Below are 21,985 nucleotides of genomic sequence, written 5' to 3'. Positions count from 1 at the left end.
TTCCCCCCGTGACACCGCTCGCCATGTCGTCCATTGCCACTTCTGCCTTGCCGCTGCACTCGCCGCCCTTCCCGGGCCTGAGCCTCAACGAGCGCGACATGCTGGAGCGCCTGCGCCTGGCCGGCGTGCTCACCCGCGCCGACCTCAGCCGCGGCACCGGGCTCACCGTGCAGACCGCGGTGCGCCTGATCGAAGGGCTGCAGGCGCGCGGCATGGTGCACATGGGCAGTGGCGTGGCCCGCGCCGGGCGCGGCAAACCGGGCGTGGCGGTGTCGCTAAACCCAGAGCATGGCCACACCTTGGGCATCTCCATCGCCACCGATGCGCTGACCCTGGCGCTGATGGATTTTTCCGGGACGGTGCTGGCCGTCACCGAGGTCGCGCTGACCGACACCACCTTGTACGGCGTGCTGACCCAGCTGCAGGCCGCCGATGCCGCAGTGCTGGCGAGCGTGGACCATGTAGGCCCACGGCTGGGCATCGGCGTGGCGATGAGCGGGTTCTTCACCGGCGTGGACAGCTTCATCAATCCGCCCGAGCCGCTGCGCGCGTTGGGCCAGGTCGCGCTGTGTCCGTGGCTGGCCGATGCCTTTGCGCAGCCGGTGTGGATGGACAACGACGGCAGTGTGGCAGCGGCCGGCGAAGCGATGCTGGGCGTGGGCCAGCGGCATCGCGATTTCGCCTATCTCTATCTCAGCTACGGCTTCGGCGGCGGCCTGGTCATCGACGGCCAGGTCATGCGTGGCGCGCGTGGCAATGCCGGTGAATTCGCCGGCATGTTGCCGGCGCAGAAACTCGAACGCGCCACGCTGGAATTGCTGCGCGAACTGCTGGCCGACGACGGCGTGGTGTTTGCCGACGTGCGCAGCCTGCTGGCCGCCTACGACCCGGCATGGTCGTCGATCGACCGCTGGATCGCGCGCAGCGCGCCGGGCGTGTCGCTGATCGTCTCGGCGATCACCGCGGTATGCGACCCGGAAGCCATCGTGTTTGGCGGCCGCCTACCCGCGGATCTGGCGCAGCGGCTGATCGCCGCCGTGCAGATAGACAACCAGCCCCGCCGCGGCCAGGCCCGCCCGATGCCGCTGCTGCTGCCGGCCGAAGCACCGGCCGACGCCTGCGCCATCGGTGCGGCGACGCTGCCGTTGAAGGCGCGGTATTTTCGTTGAGTGCGGGCACTCACGCGCCGGCGCGGGTGCCGACTGTCTGCGCGGCCTTCAGATACGCGCTAGTTCGTTCACCCTAGAAGCCGCGTCAATCTGCAGTCGCAGCGCGTCCACTGCAGCAATAGCCGAATACCTCAACAGCCAGCGCACGTGCCTGTTGCTGCTGTTGTTGCGTGAGCGACTCCAGCAATTCGTCTTCTGCCTGCAACGGTGCAGAGGGATCCAGTGCACGGCCCGGCGCCTGGCGCGATGCTAACCGCCACGCTGCCGCATACACCGGGTCGGGTGCATGCAGCAGCGGGGATTCCACCACCTGCGCCAACGTATCGATGGCGTCGCGATGGCCTGCCAGCGCCAGCGTTTCCAGCTCGGCCACGATCGCGGCCACCTCCTGTTCGTCGCTCGCCGACAGTTGCGCGGGCATGCCGGCGGGTGCAACGGACACCGCACGTTGCAGCACCTCGGTCGCGCGCTGCGCAAGCAGATAGCGTTGCGCGTCGGCATCGCCGTGCGCTGCGGCCGTGCGCAGCAGCGCCTCGATCTGCAGCTGCGTGCCGGCGAAGCAGCGACGAGCGTCCAACGGCGGCAGGCGCGCACTGCCATGCGCGATCTGCGCCGCCTGTTCCTCAGCCTGCTGGCGACAGGCCAGCTGCTGCATGGCGCTGTCGAACAGGCCCTGATCGATGCGCGCAGGCGGCTGCGTCGATGCAACGCCGGCATGCATCGCATTGTGCGTAGCGACGCTGCTCTGCAGGCGCGGCACGGCAGGCGTGCGCAGGCCCCACATCCCGGCGGCCGACATTGCCGCTGCCACGCATACCGCACCCGCCACCGGCCAGCGCGACCGAGTCCGATGGCATGGCTGCGCACCAACATTCAGCGCAGGCGCCGGCATCACCGCAGCGCCGCTTCCAGTGCGGCGCGGTCGAACTGCAATGGATTGGCCTGTCGCAGACGTTCCAGCGCAGCAGTGGCGGCCTGGTCGCGCAACTGCACTTCGATCTGCCCGCGTGCGGTCTCCAGCGTGGCGGGGACGCGCGCGTCCACACGGATCAGGTGATATCCCTCAGGCCCACGCACGGGTGCCGAAACCTCCCCCACGCCCAGCCCCTGCACGGGCGCAACAAAGGCATCGGCCACGTTGCGCAGGAAGATCGATGACAACTGGCCGCCCTCGGCCGCGGTGCTGCCATCGTCGGATTCGCGCATTGCCAATTCTTCGAAGGGCGTCCCGGCCTCCAGCTGCTGCTTGAGCCGCTGCGCGCGTGCGAGCGCCTGCGTATCGGTCAACGGTGTGCCGCGTCGCGCATCGCCTTGGGGCTGCAACGCCACGAACAGATGGCTCAGGCGAACCTCGTCATAATCGTGCGGATGCGCATCGAACTGGGCCTGCACCTGCGCCGCGTCGATGGACGCGGCATCGCGTGCGCGCCGCTGCATTGCCTGGGCAAGAATGGCATCGGTGGCCTGACGGATGTGCGCAGCCACCACCGGGTCGTCTTGCAGATGCGCCTGACGCGCCTGGTCCACCAGCAGCAGCCGGTCGGCAAATTCGCGCACGAAACTCGGGTCGGCCGCAACGGCCGGATCGGCGTTCTGCGGCAGATCGGCCAGGGCCAGCGCGCGATATTCCGGTGCATTGAACGCCTGGTGTCCGATCTGCAGCACCTTTCCGGAAGCCGGACCGGTGTGCGGGTGTGCATCGGCCGTGGCGGCCTGCGCCAGCGGTGTGCAGCAGGCAAGGCTCAGCGAAAGCAGCCTGAGAAAATGCAGTGTGGAAAACATGGGCAATCTCCGTAATGGCATGAACCGGCGGCCCGCACTGGCCGGCAACAGCTGCTTAGAGCGGCTAACAGAACGTAGCGAGCAGTCGTCAGGTGGGCGTGGGCGGCGCGGAGGAACCGGAGTGTACGAGTGGTACATGAGGATTCCGAGCACCGACCGCGCCCGCCTGGCGGCTGCGCAGTAGTTTTGTTAGTTGCTCTTAGTCGTGCTTGCCGCGCGCACGCAGGTAGGCGATGGCCGCTTTCGGGTCGTCGCTGGTGATCAGGCCGAAGGCCTCGTCGCGCACGATGAAATCCAGATTGCCGCGATTGTCGGCCGTGTCGCGGCCACCTGCGTAGGAGAAATACAGATCCGACAGCGCGTAGCAGCAGGCGCCGCTGTTCTGATAGAACTTGCCAGCCGACGGGCCGTCCGGAATCGCCTGGAACACGCCGACGCGATAACCACGCTCGCGAATGAAATCGGCATCGCTCTGCAGCAAGCCGCCGAGTTGCTTGACGTTGATTTCCATCGTCTGGTGACCCGAAGTCATCCATGCCGAGATCGTCTGGCGCACATTGATCTTGCCCAGCATGTTGGTGGTGAACACCGGAATGCCGACCATGCCGCTGCCATCTGCGCGGTAAGCATCGCGACTGGTATACAGCGTTGCATTGACCTTGGCGGCGACATAGCTGCCGGAGGCCACGCCGAACTGGCTCTCGGCGGCCTTGCGCACCGCGCGTACCGTGGCCGCATCCTTGATGTCGAACACCATCGGCGTATGCAGGTTGTGCTGCTTGTAGTAGGCGAACAGCTCATCCACGCGCGGCACGTGATAGCCGGTGGTGGTGCGGCGGTCCGGCGTCAGTAGGAACAACTGGCTGACCTCCGACCACGGAGTGACCAGAATGGATGGATTGACGCCCTGGTTAGTGATCGGGTCGTACTTGACCCCCGGATGGTGCTGCCACACGGTAGTGGTGCGGCCCAGGTTGTAGTCGTGCAGCAACACCGGCACGCCGTCACTGGTGAGCTTGACGTCGAGCTCCACGCCGTCCATGCATTGGTCGTTGGCAATCTGCAGCGAGCCACGCGAATTTTCAGGCATGTCGGCGATGCCGGCGTATTTGCCCCATAAGCCGCGGTGGGCCAGCACGACAGTATTGGAGGAGTTGAACAGGATGCGTTGCATCTTGATGTCCGAGCTGTCGTTGCAAGCGGCCAACGCCAGCTGCGGCAGTGCAGCCAGCACAGCCAGCGCGCCAAGCAGGCGGCAGGCACGGGGATGTGGAGCGAGGGGGGTAGGCATGGTCTCTGTGTCCTGGTTCGTAGGTGCAGAAAGGGCAAGGGATGGACGAGAACCGATGGGTCGACGCAATCGGCGAACTCGCTTGCAGCGCACTCGCCAGCCGGTCGATACCGGGCGTGAGGCCAAGCCGTGCGTGATCAGCGTTTGGCTTGCTCGCCAACTTAGTCACTCAGCATGAATTAATTATTTCTGCGAGATGGCGATCTCTACTGCATGCGCAGTGGTGGGCAGCAATGCGAAGCAATCCTTGACTTGGCCTGCGCGCGTTGCCCAAAACGCAAAACGCCGGCACAAGGCCGGCGGTCTGCGATACATCCAGCGATGGGTCGATGCGTCAGTGACCCGACGCACCACTGGCACCCAAACCGGTTTCGGCACGGATCTGCTGTGCCTTGAACGCGGCGCGTTCGTTGGCCGCCTGCGGGCTGTGATCCAGGATCGAGAACAGCCAGATGCCGACAAAGCCAATCGTCATCGAGAACAGCGCCGGCGAGGTGTACGGGAACGGCGCCGAACCGGCTGCATTGCCCAGCGTGTCCACCCACACCGACGGCGACAGCACCGTCAGCACCAGCGAGGAGATCAGGCCCAGGAAGCCGCCGATCACCGCGCCACGCGTGGTGCAGTTCTTCCACAACAAGGACAGGATCAGCACCGGGAAGTTGGCCGAGGCGGCGATGGCGAACGCCAGCGACACCATGAAGGCCACGTTCTGCTTCTCGAACACGATGCCCAGCAGCACCGCGATCACGCCCAGCACCAGGGTGGTGGCACGCGAAACCTTCAGCTCCGAGCCTGGCGCCGGATTGCCCTTCTTGATCACCGTGGCGTACAGGTCGTGCGACACCGCCGAGGCACCGGACAGGGTCAGGCCCGCGACCACCGCCAGGATGGTGGCGAAGGCCACCGCCGAGATGAAGCCCATGAACACGTTGCCGCCCACTGCATTGCCGACCAGCACCGCCGCCATGTTGGCCGCGCCCTTGCCGCCGTGGATGGTGCCGGTGGTGACGTCCGCAAACTGCGGGTTGGTCAGTACCAGCGCGATCGCACCGAAGCCGATGATGAAGATCAGGATGTAGAAGTAGCCGATCCAGGTGGTGGCCCACAGCACCGACTTGCGTGCCTGCTTGGCATCGGGAACGGTGAAGAAGCGCATCAGGATGTGCGGCAGGCCGGCGGTGCCGAACATCAGCGCCATGCCGAACGAGATCGCCGAGATCGGGTCCTTGACGAAGCCGCCCGGCCCCATGATCGACAGGCCCGCTTTGGCTGCGTCCTCCGGCGATGCACCACCGTTGGCCGCAATCGCGGTCTTCACCCGCACGCCCTCGGCAAACAGCGCTTCGAAGCTGAAGTTGAAGTGCCACATGATCGCCACGGCCATGAAGGTCACGCCGGTCAGCAGCAACACCGCCTTGATGATCTGCACCCACGTGGTGGCGGTCATGCCGCCGAACAGCACGTAGACCATCATCAGCACGCCGACCAGCGTCACCGCCACCCAGTAGTCCAGACCGAACAGCAACTTGATCAACGCACCGGCGCCGACCATCTGTGCGATCAGATAGAACAGCACCACCACCAGCGTGCCCGATGCGGCAAAGCTGCGGATCGCGGTCGGCGCGAAGCGATAGCCGGCCACGTCGGCAAAGGTGTACTTGCCGAGGTTGCGCAGCCGTTCGGCCATCAGGAAGGTCAGGATCGGCCAACCGACCAGAAAGCCGATCGCGTAGATCAGGCCGTCGTAGCCATTGGCCATCACCGCTGCGGTAATGCCCAGGAACGAGGCCGCCGACATGAAGTCGCCGGCGATCGCCAGGCCGTTCTGGAAGCCGGTGATGCCACCGCCGGCGGTGTAGAAGTCAGAGGCCGATTTGGTCTTGGCCGCCGCCCACTTGGTGATCCACAAGGTGCCCAGCACGAAGAAGCCGAACATGCCGATCGCCACCCAGTTGGTGGGTTGCTTGTCGACCTGGCCCATGTCGCCGCCGGCGGCCAGTGCGAGGCCTGCCGGCAGCAGGCCGGCCAGAATCAGGAGAAGGCGCGAAGTCTTGCTCATTTGCGGGCTTCCTCCAGGATCTGCGCGGTCAGCTGGTCGTAGGTGTTGTTGGCACGACGCACGTAGATGGCGGTGATGATGATGGTGAACACCATCACCCCGATCGCGATCGGAATGCCGATCGAGGTCACCCCGGCGCCGATCGGTTTGGCGAGGAATTCCTTGTCGAAGGCGATCAGGCCGATGTAGCCGTAATAGGCGAGCAACATCAGCACGGTCAGCGTCCAGCCCAGCGTGTTGCGTTGGCGTTTGAGCGCGTGGTACTTCGGATTGGCATCGATCTTGGCGATCAGTGCTTCATTCGAGACGGTCATGGTCTGTCTCCTGGAGTGCGGGCGGCACGGCCCGCCCACATGCGTGGCGGGCCACCGGCGGGGTGAATCTTAGAAGCTGTACTTGGTGGTGAACTGCAGGCGCGAGATGTCGCCGGAATCGCCGTTTTCAGCTTCGCGGCGGCCGTACATCAGCTCTGCACCCACATCGACCTTGGGCAGCGGCGAATAGAAGACGTTGGCGCGGATGCTCTGCTGCGACTTGCTCGCCAGCGCGCCTGTATTGGCGATGTCGTGGTCGTAATCCACGCGCGAATACATGATGGTGCTGCGCAGCTTGGCGTTGTAGTCGTGGCGCCACGCCACCCAACCAGCCACGGTGCTGACGGTCTGGATATTGCCGTCCATGTCGATTTCCACGTCCGAGCCGTTGCCCAGACCCAGATAGCGCCCCAAGCCTTCGCCGTAGCTGAGCTGATAGCGCAGATCGTTATTGGAATTGATGATCCAACGCCCGCCGCCGGCGATGGCGCCGCCGAAGTCGGTGTCGTTGGTCAGCGCGCTGCGCGTGCGGTACTGGCGCGCGATCGCCGACAGCCCGAACGTGCCCCAGGTGCCCTTCCAGTTGTAGCGCGCGGTCAGGTCCGGCATCGCACCATGGTCCGAGGCCAGGATGGTGTTGCCACCCTGGTAGGGCGTGGTCAGCGTCTCGGGATTTTCCGCCGACACGCTGAAGGCGCCGCGGGTGTAGCGAATCTGGGTCTGACGGCTGAACAGCGCACCGTCGGTCGGCCCGACGATGTCGGCGGCCTCGGGCAGGATCGTGGCATCGATGAAGTTGGACCAGGTCTGGCCGGCCAGCCAGTTGTTCCAGCTCATGTAGGCGTGCCGCAAGGTGCCGCCGTACAGATTGTTGACCTGGTTGGCCAGCGCGTTGCCGAAGAAATCCAGTTCGATGAAGCCGGTGAGTTTGTCGCCGTTATCGGTGACGGTGTCCACGCCCAGATTGAAGCGCGAGAACTTGGCATGAAAGTCGGTGTCGGTGCTGGATGCCTGGCCGCCGACCGGGGTCTGCGTCGGGATGTACAGGTAACGCCCCACCGCGCCTTCGGGCAATGCGCCGTCGCTGGTGCGGGTAGTCATGAAGTCGGCCTTGATGAAACCGCCAAAACGAAACGTTGTCCCCGGCAACGCGTTCGGCGTGATGCTGCTCAGCTGGATCGGCTTCTTGCCGGCAGGCACTACAGGTGCGGCCGGCGTCTGCGCCTGCAAGGTGCGCACCTCGGTCACCTGCGTCTGGGTCTGGGCAATCTGGCCCTGCTGTTGCTGCTGTGCAGAGACCAGCAGTTGTACCTGACGCTCGAGCTCGGCAATGCGCGTTTCCAGTGCCTTTTCCTTGGCCGTTTGCGCGAAGGCAACGCCCGGCAGAATGCTCGCCACAAACAACGCAGCCGCCAACGGATGGCGCACCAATGGTGCAGTACGGTGTTTCATAGACCCCTCTCCCCAATGAAGGCCTCGCGCTTGATGGCGATGCTGTGCGGAGCGTGAGGCAGTCCGCACTTGCGAGCCTATTCGCCTTTGGTCGTAGCTGCAACGCAGCATTCCACAAGGTGACCGATCGTCGCACTAGAACCGGGAACGGCTTTGGGATAATGCGCTCTGGCGGTTAAGACCAAGGTCTAAGGCCCGGTTGAACGCCGGGACAGAATGGATACGGCACACTGATTGTCTACCGAGGGCGGCTGTCGCGCTCTCTTCCGACAAGTTCATCGCAAGTGAGGGTGCCATGGCTGATGTTTATCCCGTCGATCCCGCGTTCGCCGCTGATGCGCGCATTACGCGCGAGCAGTACGCAACGCTGTACCGCGAATCGATCGAACACCCCGAGCAGTTCTGGGGCAAGGCCGCGCAGCGGCTGGAGTGGTTCAAGCAACCCACCCAGGTAAAGGACGTCAGCTACGCGCTGGACGACTTCCATATTCGCTGGTTCGGCGATGGCGAACTCAATGCCAGCGTCAACTGCCTGGATCGCCAGCTGGCCACGCGCGGCGACAAGACCGCGCTGTTGTTCGAACCCGACAGCCCGGACGCCGAATCCTATCCGGTCACCTATCGCCAGTTGTACGAGCGCGTGTGCAAGCTCGGCAATGCGCTGCGCAATCTCGGCGTCAACAAGGGCGACCGCGTCACCATCTACATGCCGATGATTCCCGATGCGGCCGTGGCCATGCTCGCCTGCGCGCGCATCGGTGCGGTGCACTCGGTGGTGTTCGGCGGGTTTGCCGCCAACTCGATCGCCGACCGCGTGATCGATTGCCAGAGCAAGCTGATCATCACCGCCGATGAAGGCCTGCGCGGCGGCAAGAAGATTCCGCTCAAGGCCAATGTCGATGCGGCACTGAAACTGCCCGGCACCAACACGGTGGAAACGGTGCTGGTGGTGCGTCACACCGGTGGTGCGGTCGAGATGCAGGCACCGCGCGATCGCTGGTTCCATGATGTGGTCGACGGCCAGCCGGCCGAGTGCGAACCCGAGCGCATGAATGCGGAAGATCCGTTGTTCATCCTCTACACCTCCGGTTCCACCGGCAAGCCCAAGGGCGTGCTGCACACCACCGCCGGCTATCTGCTGTTTGCCAGCTACACGCATGAAGTGGTGTTCGACCTGCGCGAAGACGACATCTACTGGTGCACCGCCGATGTGGGCTGGGTCACCGGCCACAGCTACATCGTCTACGGCCCGCTCGCCAATGGCGCCACTGCGGTGATGTTCGAAGGCGTGCCGAATTACCCGAACGTCTCGCGCTTCTGGGATGTGATCGACAAGCACAAGGTCAGCATCTTCTACACCGCGCCCACCGCGATCCGCGCGCTGATGCGCGATGGCGAGGAGCCGGTGAAGAAGACCTCGCGCAAGAGCCTGCGCCTGCTCGGCAGCGTCGGCGAGCCGATCAACCCGGAAGCCTGGCGCTGGTACTACGAAGTGGTCGGCGACAGCCGCTGCCCGATCGTGGACACCTGGTGGCAGACCGAAACCGGCGGCATCCTGATCTCGCCGCTGGCCGGCGCGGTCGATCTCAAGCCGGGCTCGGCGACCCTGCCGTTCTTTGGCGTGCAGCCGGCCCTGGTCGATGCCGAAGGCAAGATTCTGGAAGGCGCCACCGAAGGCAATCTGGTGCTGCTGGATTCGTGGCCGGGCCAGATGCGCTCGGTCTATGGTGACCATCAGCGTTTCATCGACACCTACTTCCGCACCTATCCGGGCAGCTACTTCACCGGCGACGGCTGCCGCCGCGATGCCGATGGCTATTACTGGATCACCGGCCGCGTGGACGATGTGATCAACGTGTCCGGCCACCGCATCGGCACCGCCGAAGTGGAAAGCGCACTGGTCTCGCACCCCAAGGTCGCCGAAGCGGCCGTGGTCGGCTTCCCGCACGACGTCAAGGGCCAGGGCATCTATGCCTATGTCACCTTGATCGCCGGCGAGACCCCGAGCGAAGAACTGCACAAGGAGTTGATCACCTGGGTGCGCAAGGAGATCGGCCCGATCGCCTCGCCGGATCACCTGCAATGGGCACCGGGCCTGCCGAAGACCCGCTCGGGCAAGATCATGCGCCGCATCCTGCGCAAGATCGCCGAGAACGCACCCGACCAACTCGGCGACACCTCGACCCTGGCCGATCCATCGGTGGTGGATTCGTTGGTGAGCGAACGGTTGACGCGCTGACGCGCGTTGGGAATGGGGAGTTGGGAATGGGGAATCGGCAGAGCGGTTCCCTGAGGAGTCGAGAGTGGGATTGGGGATTCGTAAAAGCGGGTTCCCGACCCACACATTCATTCATCGCTGCCAATTCTCATCTTCAAAGTCACCACACCGCTGTTGTCGTTGCTTGCCTTGCTGCTCTTCGCTGTTGCCTTTGCGATTCCCCACTCCCGATTCACGATTCACGGCCCCCTCAATGACCACCCTGCTGATCGCCGACGACCATCCCCTGTTCCGTGAGGCCTTGCGCGGGGCGGTGCAGCGCGTGATGCCGGGGGTGCTGTTGTTCGAGGCCGACACGGTGGATGCGTTGTACACCCTGGCCGATGCGCAACCGGATGCCGATCTGTTGTTGATGGATCTCAACATGCCGGGCGCGCAGGGGTTCAGTGCGTTGGTGCACATGCGGTCGCTGCATCCGCAGTTGCCGGTGGTGGTGGTGTCCGCTCGCGAGGAGCCCACCGTGATGCGTCGTGCGATCGACCATGGCGCGTTCGGTTTCATTCCCAAATCCGCAGACTCGGACACCATCGGGCGCGCGTTGGCCACGGTGCTCGATGGCGAGCGCTGGATCCCGGCCGAGGCGCAGAACCTGCCGCCCACCTGCAGCGAAGAACGTGAAGTGGGCCAGCGCCTGCGCGATCTCACCCCGCAACAATTCCGCGTGCTGCAGATGCTCGGCGCCGGGCGCCTCAACAAGCAGATCGCCTACGACTTTGGCGTGTCCGAAGCCACCATCAAGGCGCATGTCACCGCGATCCTGCGCAAGCTCGGCGTCACCAACCGCACCCAGGCGGTGCTGATGGCCGGCAAGCTTGCCATCGATGCCGACGGCATCGTGCTGCCGCCGCCCGAGGAAGACTGAGCGCGGCCGGCACACTGCTGCGGCCGTCAGTCACCACGTTTCGGTGCATCCGCAGACTGCAATCAGCGCAAAGACCGGCCGGTGCAGACCTTTGACGCGCTCTGCGGCGCGGGCACGTGCCACACCTCGTTGTCGTGTTCGTCGCTGCCTTCGTAGAGGGCGTAGCGCCCATCGTCCTGGCGATGCATGGTCGGGCTGAAGGTGATGAAATCGACACGGCTGTCCGGGCCGATGAACTGCATCTCGCCTCCGCACACGAAATGGGACCCCGGTTCCTGACCAAGTGCAGCGCAGGTCACCTGCGAGGTTTCCGCACGCACGACGCGGCTCACTTTTGGCCTGATCAGGCCGCGGTCTGCGGCATCGCAGAAATAATCGGCGATGACCGTGCGCATCTCACGCTGCGACGGCATCCACGGCGGGCAGCTGTAGGCATCGGCCGTGCAGCTAGGGACAACGCCCGCCCCCTCGGGGTGATCGGGCGCAGCAGCAAACGCGGTTTGAACTGGCAGCAACAGGCATGCAGCCGCAGCCAGCAGGAAAATATGGGAAGGCATTGCGCGTGCGGGTTCGGCGTGGGGAGGAGCAATCTACCTTATGACCACGGCGCCCGTTCCGGCTCATGCGCGTGCACTGCATTGCGTTTGCCACGCAGTGCGCTGCATCGCAGCGTGCGATGCGTGCGGTACACCGCCGACTGCCCGGTGCAAGGTCCTCGCCCTGGCAGACGCCAGCACCCGATGCTGCGCATACGCTCACTCTGCCAGCACTTTCAGGCGCATGGCATGCTGTACGCCTGCGGCGCGTCGGTGCGCGCCGGTCTTCAGGGGATCCATGCAGACGTTTTCTTTTTCGCGCAGCCCGCTTGTGCTGGCACTCGTGCTGGCTGCGCTCGGCTGCGGCAGTGCGCAGGCCAATGACAGCAGCTTCGGCGACGACAACGGCACCATCCGCCTGTTGCATCAGTCCGATATCAGCATGGACAAGGAAGCCTTGCTGCTCAGCGAGGAGCGCGTGCAGGTGGACTATGTGTTCACCAACAACAGCGAGCGTGCGTTGACTGTGCCGATCGCCTTCCCGATGCCGCCGATGTACTTCGGCATGGCCGACCACAGCGAGCTGACCGATTTCAAACTGTGGGTGGACGGCAAACCGATCGCCACCACGCGCAAACTCGTCGTATTGCTGGACGATGGCAGCGACATCTCAAAGGCGTTTGCCGCAACCGGTTGGAGCATCGACGATATCGCCGCGTTCGCTGAGTCGGGCAATGTGCCAAAAGGACGCAAGCCACTGCCTGCGCGCTGGATCGACTCCGACCAGCAGCCACGCTTCACGCTCAGCGAGTATTTCGTCTGGCAACAGGTCTTTCCTGCGCGGCGGAGCGTGCAGATCCGGCATGCGTACGCGCCCAGCGTGTCCACCGGCGTGCCGCAGAGCAGCGCGTTCCTGCTGGAGTCGTATGCGAAAGACACCTGTATTGAGCCCGCGACCAGGACCAGCATGCAACGCCGCGAAGGCGCGTCCGGCCTGGGCTGGGCCAACCTGCGCTATGTACTGACCACCGGCAAGAACTGGAACGGCCCGATCAAGGATTTTCAGCTGACCATCCGCAAGCAGGCGGCGAGCGACATGCTCAGCCTGTGCTTCGACGGCGCGCTGAAAAAGATCGACCCGCTGACCTTCCAGTTCAAGCAAACCAACTTCGTGCCGATGCGCGATCTCAACCTGCTGTTCTTGCGTCGTCAAGAGTGACGCACATGCGCGCCGACTCGCACATCGACGACGCATACATCCATCCGCAGAGCGCAATAACGATCGACACGCTATGCCCACGTTGCGCAAAGGCGGCACACACCCAGCCATATTTCTAGCAAGCCCAAGCGCCCTGGCGTGACCGCATCCACACCCGTGCACCGCGCACCATCTCAGTTGTCGATATCACCATTGACCATCAGCTGATGCCCGGGCAAGTCTCGAACTCCCAGGACGCTTTGCGGAGATGGCATGACACGACGTGTTCCCTGGCTCTGGATCGGCTTGCTGGTGGCGTGTGCATTGATTGCAGCATTGGCGTGGCAGAACAAACAACTGCGTGCGCAACAACAGCGGTTGCAGACCCGCGTCAGCACACCGTATGACGGCATGTACGTGCCGCGCATCGAAGTGACCGATACGCAGGGCCAACGTCATCTGCTTGGCGCGCCGCAGGGCCAGGCGCAGGTGCTGTTCTTTTTTACCACCACGTGTCCGTACTGCCAGCGCTCGGCACCCACTGTGCTGCGTACGGCGCGGCAATTACAGGCCAATTTGCCGGGCCGGCCACAATTGCTCGGCGTGTGCCAGTGCGATGCGGCGCAGGCCGCGCGCTATGCACATGTGCATGGCTTCGATTTTCCGGTGGTCACGTTGACCGATCGTCGCGCGCTGATGTTGTTCCGTGCGCGCAACGTGCCGCTAGTGATGGCCATCGATGGGCAGGGGCGCGTGCGCCATTCCCATCTGGGCGTCTTCGATACCACGGAGCGGGTGCAGGACCTGGTTGCCGCATTGCGCCGCACGGACGCGCCAGCGGCTTTTGCAACGGTGAAGGAGTAATGCATGAAGAAGCGTTGGGTAACTTTGCGGAGTGCGTTGATGGCGGCGACGTTTCTGGCCAGTACCGGTTTCGGTGCATTCCAGGTGATGGCAGTCGATAACGCACAGCCGAAAACCGAATCGTGCAGTGCATGGGCCTGCAAGGCGGAGTGTCCGGAGTTTGGCGGCGATTTGGGACAAGGCAACGTCTGCTACTGCTGCGGCTAAGAGCGGCCATCAAAACTACTGAGCGGTTGCCACCGCTCGCTACGGTTTGTTAGCCACTCCAGGTCTCACGGCGGGGTCCCCCCGGGCCCCGCCGTTTGCAGTCATGACGGCGTGCTGCAGACCGCGCTCAGCGCAGCGCGCGATAGCTGAAATCACGCAACACCACCGCGCCTTGCTGCGCGGCATAGAGGCCGAGCTGCAAGCTCAAGAAGCCGCCGAACACATTGTGGTGAAAGCCGGACATTTCCATGCGCGTGGGATGGCGGATCCACTGGCGGCCATCGTCGAACGAGTACTCGAACGTCACCACATGATGGTCGTTGCTCAGTCGCACGCGGAGACGCCGATGCGTGTTGGGCGCGCGTGCCCACACCAGTTCTTCGGAATACTCGTAGGTCTTGATGGTGTCGGGCGTAAAGCCGATGCCGACGAAGGCTTTGTGGTTGTAGAACAGCAGGATGCCGCCCTCGGCATTGCCGGTGAGTTCCAGCGTGACCTCGGCGGCGTAGGCGCGATCGGGCACGCCGCAGGTCAGCGGCGAGCTGTCGGCTGGCGAGCTGCCGGCACAGGCGAGCGTGAGCGATCGATTCGCACGCTGTACCCGCGCCTGTTCGCCGGGCTTGGGTGCATGCAGGCTCCATTGGGTGCCGAACTTGTCGGTCGAAAAATCATCCGACAAGGCAAAGCCGCTGATCGCAGCGTTGCCCGTGGAGTTTGCGCGTGCAGGCGTACGCAATGGCTTGGACAGATCGCCGCCAATCGCGCGAAACCAGCCATCGGCGGTCCATTCGATCGGCTCCAGCAGCGTCTGCCGGCCCAGCGTGCGGAAGCCGTTTTCGTAAGCGTGGTAGACCATCCACCAGTCGCCACGCGGCCCCTGCACCAGCGAGGCATGCCCGCGCGACCACCACGGCTCCTGTTCGGATTGCGTGCGCACCAGCGGATTGCGCGGGCAGTGTTCCCATGGCCCGTGCACCGAGCGCGAACGCGCGGCGATGACCATATGCCCGGTCACCGGCCCGGCGGTGCCGCCGACCGCGGTGACCAGATACAGCCAGCCGTTGTGCCAGGTCAGCTTGGGGCCTTCGGGCGCGAAGTTTTCCACGATCCAGTCGTCGGGATAGCGCCATGGTGCGTACGCCGGTTCCACCTGCCCGTCGGTAGCCAGGCCGTCGTCGCGCAGGCGGATCTTGCGGATGCCGTTGACGAACAGATAACGCTTGCCGTCTTCGCCCACCACATGACCGGGGTCGATGCAGCCGGCGATCTTCAGGTCCATCGGCTCGCTCCAGGGCCCGCGGATGTCGTCGGCCCAGATCACGAAGATCGACCAGCCCTTGTCGTCCGGATTGGCCGGGATATAGATGAAATAACGGTCATCGTGCTTGCACAGATCCAGCGCCCAGATCGTGCCCAGCTGTTTGCGCAGCGCCGGGCCGATCGGCGTCCAGTTGACCAGATCGGTGGAATGCCAGAGCACGATGCCCGGATAGGAAAAGAACGACGAAAACGTCATGTAGTAGTCGTCGCCATCCTTGAGGATGGTGGGGTCGGGGTGATCGCCGGCCACGATGGGATTGAGGTAGGTGCCGTTGCCCAGATCCGCCTTGCGCTGGCTTTCGATGCCGCGCGCCCACTGCGGCGGGCGTGCGCAGGCCACGTTCGCGTCGCCCGCCAGGGCGCTCGGCGACAGCGGCGCAACCACGGCGCCTGCGGCAAGCACCTTGAACAACTCCCGGCGGGTGGTGGTTGGCATACGTGAGATTCGTGCGGACGGGCTGGTATCTAGCCTCAGACATCGGAACGAGGCAACCGCGCAGGCGGCTTTATAGGAAGCGGTGATGGCAGCTGTAGATTTCGACATAGATCAGCGACCGCTTCGAGCCGGGCCGGCGAGTAGGCAACAATGTTGGAAACCCTCCGCAGCGCTGCGTGGGGACCCGTGCTGAACCGCCACCGCCTGCAATGCTGCACTGCAGCGTGATCTGTTCACTTATGATTGCGATATTCATATGCGAACAGTCCGGCACCGGCCGGCTGGTGGACGTTGCGATGCCCAGCTGCTGCTTTCCAGATTCCGTATGCCCCTGCTTGACCATCGCAAACTCTGCGGAGCGTTGCGCGTGAGCGTTGTGCGGAAGCGGTTAGGCAACACCGACGTGCAGCTCTCGGCGCTGGGCTTTGGCGCCGCGCCGATCGGCAATCTGTATACCGAGGTCGATGAGGGCGACGCACTGGCTGCAGTGGCGGGTGCGTTCGAGGCCGGCATCTGCCATTTCGACAGCGCGCCGTACTACGGCTATGGCTTAAGCGAGACGCGCCTGGGCCGCGGTCTGGCCGGTGTGCCGCGCGCTGCCTACACGCTGTCGACCAAGGTCGGCCGCTGCCTCTACCACGACGCGCAAGCCGCTGCCGGCCGCGACGGCTTCGCGGTGGCCGGCCGCCGCGCCGCGTTCGACTACAGCGGCGACGGCGTGCGGCGCGCGTTCGCCTCCAGCCTGGAGCGCCTGGGCACCGACTACATCGACGTGTTGCTGCTGCACGACATCGGCGCGCTGACCCACGGCGACAATCACGCCAACGTGCTGCGCCAGGCCTTGGAGGAGGCCTTGCCGGCGATGGCGGCGCTGAAGGCGGCCGGTGCCTGCGGGGCGATCGGGCTGGGCGTCAACGAGCAGGAGGTGGCACTGGAGGTGTTGCCACGCTTCCCGCTCGACTGCGTGATGCTGGCCGGCCGCTACACGCTGCTGGAACAGCATGGCGCGCGCGCGCTGCTCGATCAGGCGCAGCAGCGCAACGTGGCGATCCTGTCGGCCGGCCCGTACAGCTCTGGCCTGCTCAGCGACGCGCGCGGCCCCGGTGCGACCTACAACTACGCCCCGGTCGACACCGCCACCTTGCAGCATGCGCAGCGCCTGTACGCGGCCTGTGCGGCGTTCGATGTGGATATCGGTGCGGTGGCGCTGCAGTTCCCGCTGGCGCATCCGGCAGTCACCACCGTGGTGGCCGGCATGCGCACCGTGGCCGAGGTGCAATCGGCCGCCACGCGCCTGCATGCGCCGATCCCGCCCGCGCTGTGGCAACGCCTGCGCGATGACGGCCTGCTCGCTGCGGACATGCCCACGCCATGAGCCGCATCGACGCGCACCTGCATTTCTGGCAGCTGGCCCGTGGCGATTACCACTGGCTCACGCCCGAGCTGGCGCCGCTGTATCGCGACTTCGGCCCAGCCGATATCGGCCAGGCGCTGGACGCTGCCGATATTGAGAGCGTGGTGGTGGTACAGGCCGCCGCGACCGAGGCCGAAACCCGTTACCTGTTCGAACTGGCGCGCGCCGATGCGCGTATTGCCGGCGTGGTCGGTTGGGTCGATTTCGCCGCGCCCGATGCCGCCGCGCGCATCGCCGCGCTGGTGCGCGACGGCGGCGGTGTGCTCAAGGGCCTGCGCCCGATGGTGCAGGACATCGCCGATGTGCAATGGCTGGCCCAGCCCGACCTGGATGCCGCATTCGATGCATTGCTCGCGCACGATCTGGCCTTCGACGCCTTGATCCGCAGCGTGCATGTGCCGGCGCTGCAAACGCGCCTGAAGCGCCACCCGGACCTGCGCGTGGTCGTCGATCACGGCGGCAAGCCGCAGATCGCTGCGGGCGAATTCGTTGCCTGGGCGGCCGGCATGGCCGCGTTGGCGCAGCATCCCACTGTGCACTGCAAGCTCTCCGGGCTGCTCACCGAAGCAGCGCGCGGCGCCGGCGTGGAAGCGCTGGAGCCGTATGTCGGCCATCTGTTCGCACGCTTCGGCGCGCAACGCCTGCTATGGGGCAGCGACTGGCCGGTGCTGACCCAACGCGCCGATTACACGCAGTGGTTCGAGATCGCACAGCACCTGGTCGCCAAACACGCCGACGGCCACGCCGCAGCGGTGTTCGGCGACAACGCACGCACGTTCTATCGTCTGCCACGGCCGGCGGCCCCCACCCACGGAATCTCTTCGGTATGACTGTCTCGATCTCTACAACTCCCAACGACCGCCTGCATGGCAAGCGCTGCCTGATCACCGCCGCCGGCGCCGGCATCGGCCGCGAAAGCGCGCTGGCCTGCGCGCGAGCCGGTGCGCAGGTAATCGCCACCGATATCGATGCCGCTGCACTGCAGGCGCTGGCGGCCGAATCGGAGGCCATCACCACCCAGCTGCTGGATGTCACCGATGCCTCGGCAATCGCCGCATTGGTGGCGGCGCACGGCCCGTTCGATGTGTTGTTCAACTGCGCCGGCTTCGTGCACCAGGGCAGCATTCTCGATTGCGACGAGCCGGCCTGGCGCCGCTCGTTTTCGATCAACGTCGATGCGATGTACTACACCTGCAAGGCGGTGCTGCCGGGCATGCTCGAACGCGGCCGCGGCAGCATCATCAACATGTCCTCGGTCGCCTCCAGCATCAAGGGCGTGCCCAACCGCTTCGTCTATGGCGTGACCAAGGCCGCCGTGATCGGCTTGAGCAAGGCCATTGCCGCCGATTACGTGGCCCAGGGCGTGCGTTGCAACGCGATCTGCCCCGGCACCATCAAGACGCCGTCGCTAGGCCAGCGCGTCAAGGCGCTAGGCGGCGACGAACAGGCGGTGTGGAAGAGCTTCACCGACCGCCAGCCGATGGGCCGCCTGGGCGATCCGCGCGAGATCGCACAGCTGGTGGTGTACCTGGCCTCGGACGAATCGTCGTTCACCACCGGCCAGACCCACATCATCGATGGCGGCTGGTCAAACTGAGCGCGACCGACGCACCGTCGTGCCGCGCACCGCAACGTGGGCGGCCAGTGCCGGATGCGACTTGTAGTGGCTTGATTTGAGCACGCCGTCCTTATCCACCCGATGCATGCGCGCTAGGTTTGCTAGCCGCTCCATTCCTCACCTGCAAAGGAAGACTGCATGAAACTCGTACGCGTTGGCGCCCCCGGCCAGGAACGTCCCGGCCTGATCGATGGCGAAGGCCGCATCCGCGATTTGAGCGGCGTGATCGATGATGTGGCCGGCAAGCACATCAGCAATGCCGGCCTGGATAAACTGCGTGCGCTGGACGTGTCCACGCTGCCGCTGCTCGACGGCGAGCTGCGCTATGGCGCCGCAGTGGGGCAGATCGGCAAGTTCATCTGCGTGGGGTTGAACTACGCCGACCACGCGGCCGAATCGGGCATGGAAGTACCCAAGATGCCGATCCTTTTCATGAAGGCCACCACCGCGGTGACCGGCCCGAACGACACCGTGATCATCCCGCGCGGCTCGGTCAAGAGCGATTGGGAAGTGGAACTGGGCGTGGTGATCGGCGATGTGGCGCGCGATGTCTCGGTGGACGACGCGCTGAACCACGTCGCCGGCTACGCGGTGATCAACGACCTGTCCGAGCGCGAATTCCAGCTCGAACACGGCGGCCAGTGGGTCAAGGGCAAGAGCGCCGACACCTTCGGCCCGATCGGCCCGTGGCTGGTCACCCGCGATGAAATTGCCGACCCGCAGAACCTGTCGATGTGGCTGGAGGTCAACGGCCACCGATACCAGAACGGCAGCACCCGCACGATGGTGTTTGGCGTGGCCGAACTGGTCAGCCACATCAGCCGCTACATGACGCTGATGCCGGGCGATGTGATCAGCACCGGCACCCCGCCGGGCGTGGGCCTGGGCCAAAAGCCGCCGGTATATCTGAAGCCGGGCGACGTGATGGAGCTGGAGATCGAAGGCCTGGGCCGCCAGCGCCAGCCGGTGGTGGCGCATCCGCGTGATGCTGTTTGAGGCCATCGGCTTCCCGAACTTAGGTTCTCGAAGAAAAGATTGAGTGAAAGTAAGTGGCTAAGTATCCGCACGAAGCAGCCCAAAGCCCCTCTCCCCTCGGGGCACTAAGGCACGGCTTGCGCGCCCCTGGCGCGCGTGCGTTGGTGCGCCCGCGCCGCAAGCGCGGGCCGGGGCGCGTAGCGGGGTTGGGGTGAGGGTACGTAGCGACATATCCAAGCAGTTCGTCGCGATGTGCCTTTGTCGTTAGGCGTGACGGGTCGGCACGTGTGTTGATGTGTCATGCGCAAATTTTTTTAAGCGGCGTGCGAGGGCGTTGAACTTCCAAGCGCTGTCGCGCGTTGATATCGACACGCAGTTGGTCGTGCAGTGTTTCGTTGATCTGTGTTGTTCGTTGATCTGCGTTGCAAACGCATGAGTACCTGCAGCGCTTCAACATAGTCGGCGCTGCGCGTCCGTACCCTCACCCCAACCCTCTCCCGGTGGGAGAGGGGCTCTGGCGCCCTTCTCTGTTTCTGCTTCTGTTTTACTCCGCACGTTTTTATTCCGCCTTCCATCGCCCAGGACCTCCATGAGCACCATCATCGCCCTCGATACCCACGACGTCCGCTTCCCCACCTCGCGCGAGCTCGATGGGTCGGATGCGATGAATCCGGATCCGGATTACTCGGCAGCCTATGTCGTACTGCGCACCGATGCACCGGATGACCTGGCCGGCTACGGCCTGGTGTTCACCATCGGCCGCGGCAACGATGTGCAGACCGCCGCGGTGGCCGCACTGGCCGAGCACGTGGTCGGCCTGTCGGTCGAGGAGGTCACTGCCGATCTGGGCGCGTTCGCGCGCCGGCTCACCAATGACTCGCAGCTGCGCTGGCTGGGCCCGGAAAAGGGCGTGATGCATATGGCGATCGGCGCGGTGATCAACGCCGCCTGGGATCTGGCCGCACGCGCAGCGAAAAAACCGCTGTGGCGCTTTATTGCCGAGCTCAGCCCGGAGCAGTTGGTCGACACCATCGACTTCCGCTACCTCACCGACGCGCTCACCCGAGACGAAGCGCTGGCGATCCTGCGCGATGCACAACCGCAGCGCGCGCAGCGCATCGCCACGCTGATCGAACAGGGCTACCCCGCCTACACCACCTCGCCCGGCTGGCTCGGCTACTCCGACGAGAAACTCGTGCGCCTCGCAAAAGAAGCGGTGGCCGACGGTTTCCGCACCATCAAGCTCAAGGTCGGCGCCAACGTGCAGGACGACATCCGCCGCTGCCGCCTGGCGCGCGCCGCGATCGGCCCGGATATCGCGATGGCAGTGGACGCCAATCAGCGCTGGGACGTGGGCCCGGCCATCGACTGGATGCGCCAGCTGGCCGAATTCGACATCGCCTGGATCGAAGAACCCACCAGCCCGGACGATGTGCTCGGCCACGCCGCGATCCGCCAGGGCATCACCCCGGTGCCGGTCTCCACCGGCGAACACACCCAGAACCGGGTGGTGTTCAAGCAACTGCTGCAGGCCGGTGCGGTGGACCTGATCCAGATCGATGCCGCGCGCGTCGGTGGCGTCAACGAAAACCTCGCCATCCTGCTGCTGGCGGCCAAGTTCAACATCCGCGTGTTCCCGCATGCCGGCGGCGTCGGCCTGTGCGAACTGGTGCAACATCTGGCCATGGCCGACTTCGTCGCCATCACCGGCAAGATGGAAGACCGCGCCATCGAATTTGTCGACCATCTGCATCAGCATTTCCTCGACCCGGTGCGTATCCAACACGGCCGCTATCTGGCACCGCAGGCCGCCGGCTTCTCGGCCGAAATGCACCCGGCCTCCATCGCAGAGTTCAGCTACCCCGATGGCCGCTTCTGGGTCGAAGATCTAGCGGCGACAAAGGCGTAATCGAACACGCCGCACAACCAACTGCATCCACTGTAGGAGCGGCTTCAGCCGCGATGGGCTTTCTCGATTGCCTGATCGCGACTGAAGCCGTTTTTTTAGGGCCTGTTAACACTAATGGCCCGAGCGATTAAACTATCGTGCATGGAGATCACGCCAGCACAATTTTCTCTAATCGAACACTGCCTGCCGGCGCAGCGCGGCAATGTCAGCATGACCAACCTGCAAGTGGTCAACGCCATCCTTTACGTTGCCGAGCATGGCTGCAAATGGCGCGGCCTACCCAAGCGCTTTGGCAACT

General features: G+C 64.7%; 20 protein-coding genes and 1 other RNA gene. 12 read left to right on the top strand and 9 right to left on the bottom strand.

Annotation, left to right across the window (positions count from 1 at the left end; all coding sequences use genetic code 11):
• Positions 1–23: 23 nt before the first annotated feature.
• Positions 24–1,169, top strand: coding sequence for an ROK family transcriptional regulator (locus ABS769_RS17815; RefSeq protein WP_317062715.1), 1,146 nt, complete (start codon positions 24–26; stop codon positions 1,167–1,169).
• A gap of 85 nt (positions 1,170–1,254) precedes the next feature.
• Here the strand turns inward: ABS769_RS17815 and ABS769_RS17810 are convergent, their stop codons facing one another.
• The 7 genes from ABS769_RS17810 to ABS769_RS17780 form a co-directional block, all read right to left on the bottom strand.
• Positions 1,255–1,890, bottom strand: a complete 636-nt coding sequence (locus ABS769_RS17810) for a hypothetical protein (RefSeq protein ID WP_350498220.1) — start codon at positions 1,888–1,890, stop codon at positions 1,255–1,257.
• Between the two features lie 170 nt (positions 1,891–2,060).
• Positions 2,061–2,951 (bottom strand): peptidylprolyl isomerase, encoded by an 891-nt coding sequence (locus tag ABS769_RS17805; protein ID WP_317062714.1) that lies wholly within the window; start codon positions 2,949–2,951, stop codon positions 2,061–2,063.
• Positions 2,952–3,013: 62 nt separating this feature from the next.
• A non-coding RNA gene (locus ABS769_RS17800) (sX9 sRNA) lies at positions 3,014–3,089 on the bottom strand.
• A gap of 61 nt (positions 3,090–3,150) precedes the next feature.
• Entirely contained in the window at positions 3,151–4,158 is a 1,008-nt protein-coding gene (locus tag ABS769_RS17795) for a glycerophosphodiester phosphodiesterase family protein (RefSeq protein WP_317062725.1), read from the bottom strand.
• Positions 4,159–4,576: 418 nt separating this feature from the next.
• Positions 4,577–6,304 carry a cation acetate symporter gene (locus ABS769_RS17790; RefSeq protein ID WP_317062713.1) on the bottom strand — a complete coding sequence of 576 codons (1,728 nt, stop codon included), beginning with the start codon at positions 6,302–6,304 and terminating at the stop codon, positions 4,577–4,579.
• Positions 6,301–6,618, bottom strand: a complete 318-nt coding sequence (locus ABS769_RS17785) for a DUF485 domain-containing protein (RefSeq protein ID WP_006451668.1) — start codon at positions 6,616–6,618, stop codon at positions 6,301–6,303. Before ABS769_RS17785 ends, ABS769_RS17790 begins: the two co-directional genes overlap by 4 nt.
• A gap of 69 nt (positions 6,619–6,687) precedes the next feature.
• Positions 6,688–8,070 (bottom strand): DcaP family trimeric outer membrane transporter, encoded by a 1,383-nt coding sequence (locus ABS769_RS17780; protein WP_317062712.1) that lies wholly within the window; start codon positions 8,068–8,070, stop codon positions 6,688–6,690.
• A gap of 295 nt (positions 8,071–8,365) precedes the next feature.
• Here ABS769_RS17780 and acs point away from each other — a divergent pair, with 295 nt between their 5' ends.
• Both acs and ABS769_RS17770 read left to right on the top strand, forming a co-directional pair.
• The gene (gene acs / locus ABS769_RS17775) at positions 8,366–10,309 is read left to right on the top strand and encodes an acetate--CoA ligase (protein WP_115039173.1); all 1,944 of its coding nucleotides are present in this window, start codon (positions 8,366–8,368) and stop codon (positions 10,307–10,309) included.
• Positions 10,310–10,541: 232 nt separating this feature from the next.
• The gene (locus ABS769_RS17770; RefSeq protein WP_006451671.1) at positions 10,542–11,210 is read left to right on the top strand and encodes a response regulator transcription factor; all 669 of its coding nucleotides are present in this window, start codon (positions 10,542–10,544) and stop codon (positions 11,208–11,210) included.
• Positions 11,211–11,272: 62 nt separating this feature from the next.
• Here the strand turns inward: ABS769_RS17770 and ABS769_RS17765 are convergent, their stop codons facing one another.
• Positions 11,273–11,605 (bottom strand): hypothetical protein, encoded by a 333-nt coding sequence (locus ABS769_RS17765; RefSeq protein ID WP_317062710.1) that lies wholly within the window; start codon positions 11,603–11,605, stop codon positions 11,273–11,275.
• 439 nt (positions 11,606–12,044) lie between these two features.
• Here ABS769_RS17765 and ABS769_RS17760 point away from each other — a divergent pair, with 439 nt between their 5' ends.
• From ABS769_RS17760 to ABS769_RS17750, 3 genes are all read left to right on the top strand, one after another.
• A complete protein-coding gene (locus ABS769_RS17760) occupies positions 12,045–12,965 on the top strand; it encodes a DUF4424 domain-containing protein (protein ID WP_317062709.1) in 921 nt (306 codons plus the stop codon).
• Between the two features lie 279 nt (positions 12,966–13,244).
• Entirely contained in the window at positions 13,245–13,808 is a 564-nt protein-coding gene (locus ABS769_RS17755) for a peroxiredoxin family protein (RefSeq protein ID WP_317062724.1), read from the top strand.
• Positions 13,809–13,811: 3 nt separating this feature from the next.
• Positions 13,812–14,015: a hypothetical protein gene (locus ABS769_RS17750; RefSeq protein WP_023905662.1), complete on the top strand. Its 204-nt coding sequence runs from the start codon at positions 13,812–13,814 to the stop codon at positions 14,013–14,015.
• Between the two features lie 127 nt (positions 14,016–14,142).
• On the opposite strand, the gene ABS769_RS17745 is transcribed toward ABS769_RS17750, so the two are convergent.
• Complete coding sequence (locus ABS769_RS17745) at positions 14,143–15,771, bottom strand: family 43 glycosylhydrolase (protein WP_317062708.1); 1,629 nt, start codon at positions 15,769–15,771, stop codon at positions 14,143–14,145.
• Positions 15,772–16,096: 325 nt separating this feature from the next.
• On the opposite strand from ABS769_RS17745, the gene ABS769_RS17740 reads away from it, so the two are divergent.
• The 6 genes from ABS769_RS17740 to ABS769_RS17715 form a co-directional block, all read left to right on the top strand.
• Positions 16,097–17,146, top strand: a complete 1,050-nt coding sequence (locus ABS769_RS17740; protein ID WP_317062707.1) for an aldo/keto reductase — start codon at positions 16,097–16,099, stop codon at positions 17,144–17,146.
• On the top strand, positions 17,143–18,015 hold the full coding sequence (locus ABS769_RS17735; RefSeq protein WP_317062705.1) for an amidohydrolase family protein: 873 nt from the start codon (positions 17,143–17,145) through the stop codon (positions 18,013–18,015). The genes ABS769_RS17740 and ABS769_RS17735 overlap by 4 nt, the downstream gene beginning before the upstream one ends.
• Entirely contained in the window at positions 18,012–18,782 is a 771-nt protein-coding gene (locus tag ABS769_RS17730; protein WP_317062704.1) for an SDR family oxidoreductase, read from the top strand. Before ABS769_RS17735 ends, ABS769_RS17730 begins: the two co-directional genes overlap by 4 nt.
• Before the next feature lie 159 nt (positions 18,783–18,941).
• Positions 18,942–19,799 (top strand): fumarylacetoacetate hydrolase family protein, encoded by an 858-nt coding sequence (locus ABS769_RS17725; RefSeq protein ID WP_317062703.1) that lies wholly within the window; start codon positions 18,942–18,944, stop codon positions 19,797–19,799.
• Positions 19,800–20,367: 568 nt separating this feature from the next.
• Positions 20,368–21,687, top strand: a complete 1,320-nt coding sequence (locus tag ABS769_RS17720) for an L-fuconate dehydratase (protein WP_317062702.1) — start codon at positions 20,368–20,370, stop codon at positions 21,685–21,687.
• Positions 21,688–21,828: 141 nt separating this feature from the next.
• The coding region (locus tag ABS769_RS17715; protein ID WP_233368074.1) for a transposase at positions 21,829–21,985 on the top strand (157 nt) is incomplete at its 3' end.

This window comes from Xanthomonas hortorum (assembly GCF_040279205.1).
GTDB classification, from domain to species: Bacteria; Pseudomonadota; Gammaproteobacteria; order Xanthomonadales; family Xanthomonadaceae; genus Xanthomonas; species Xanthomonas hortorum_F.
This window is presented reverse-complemented; position numbering and strand designations above follow the sequence as displayed.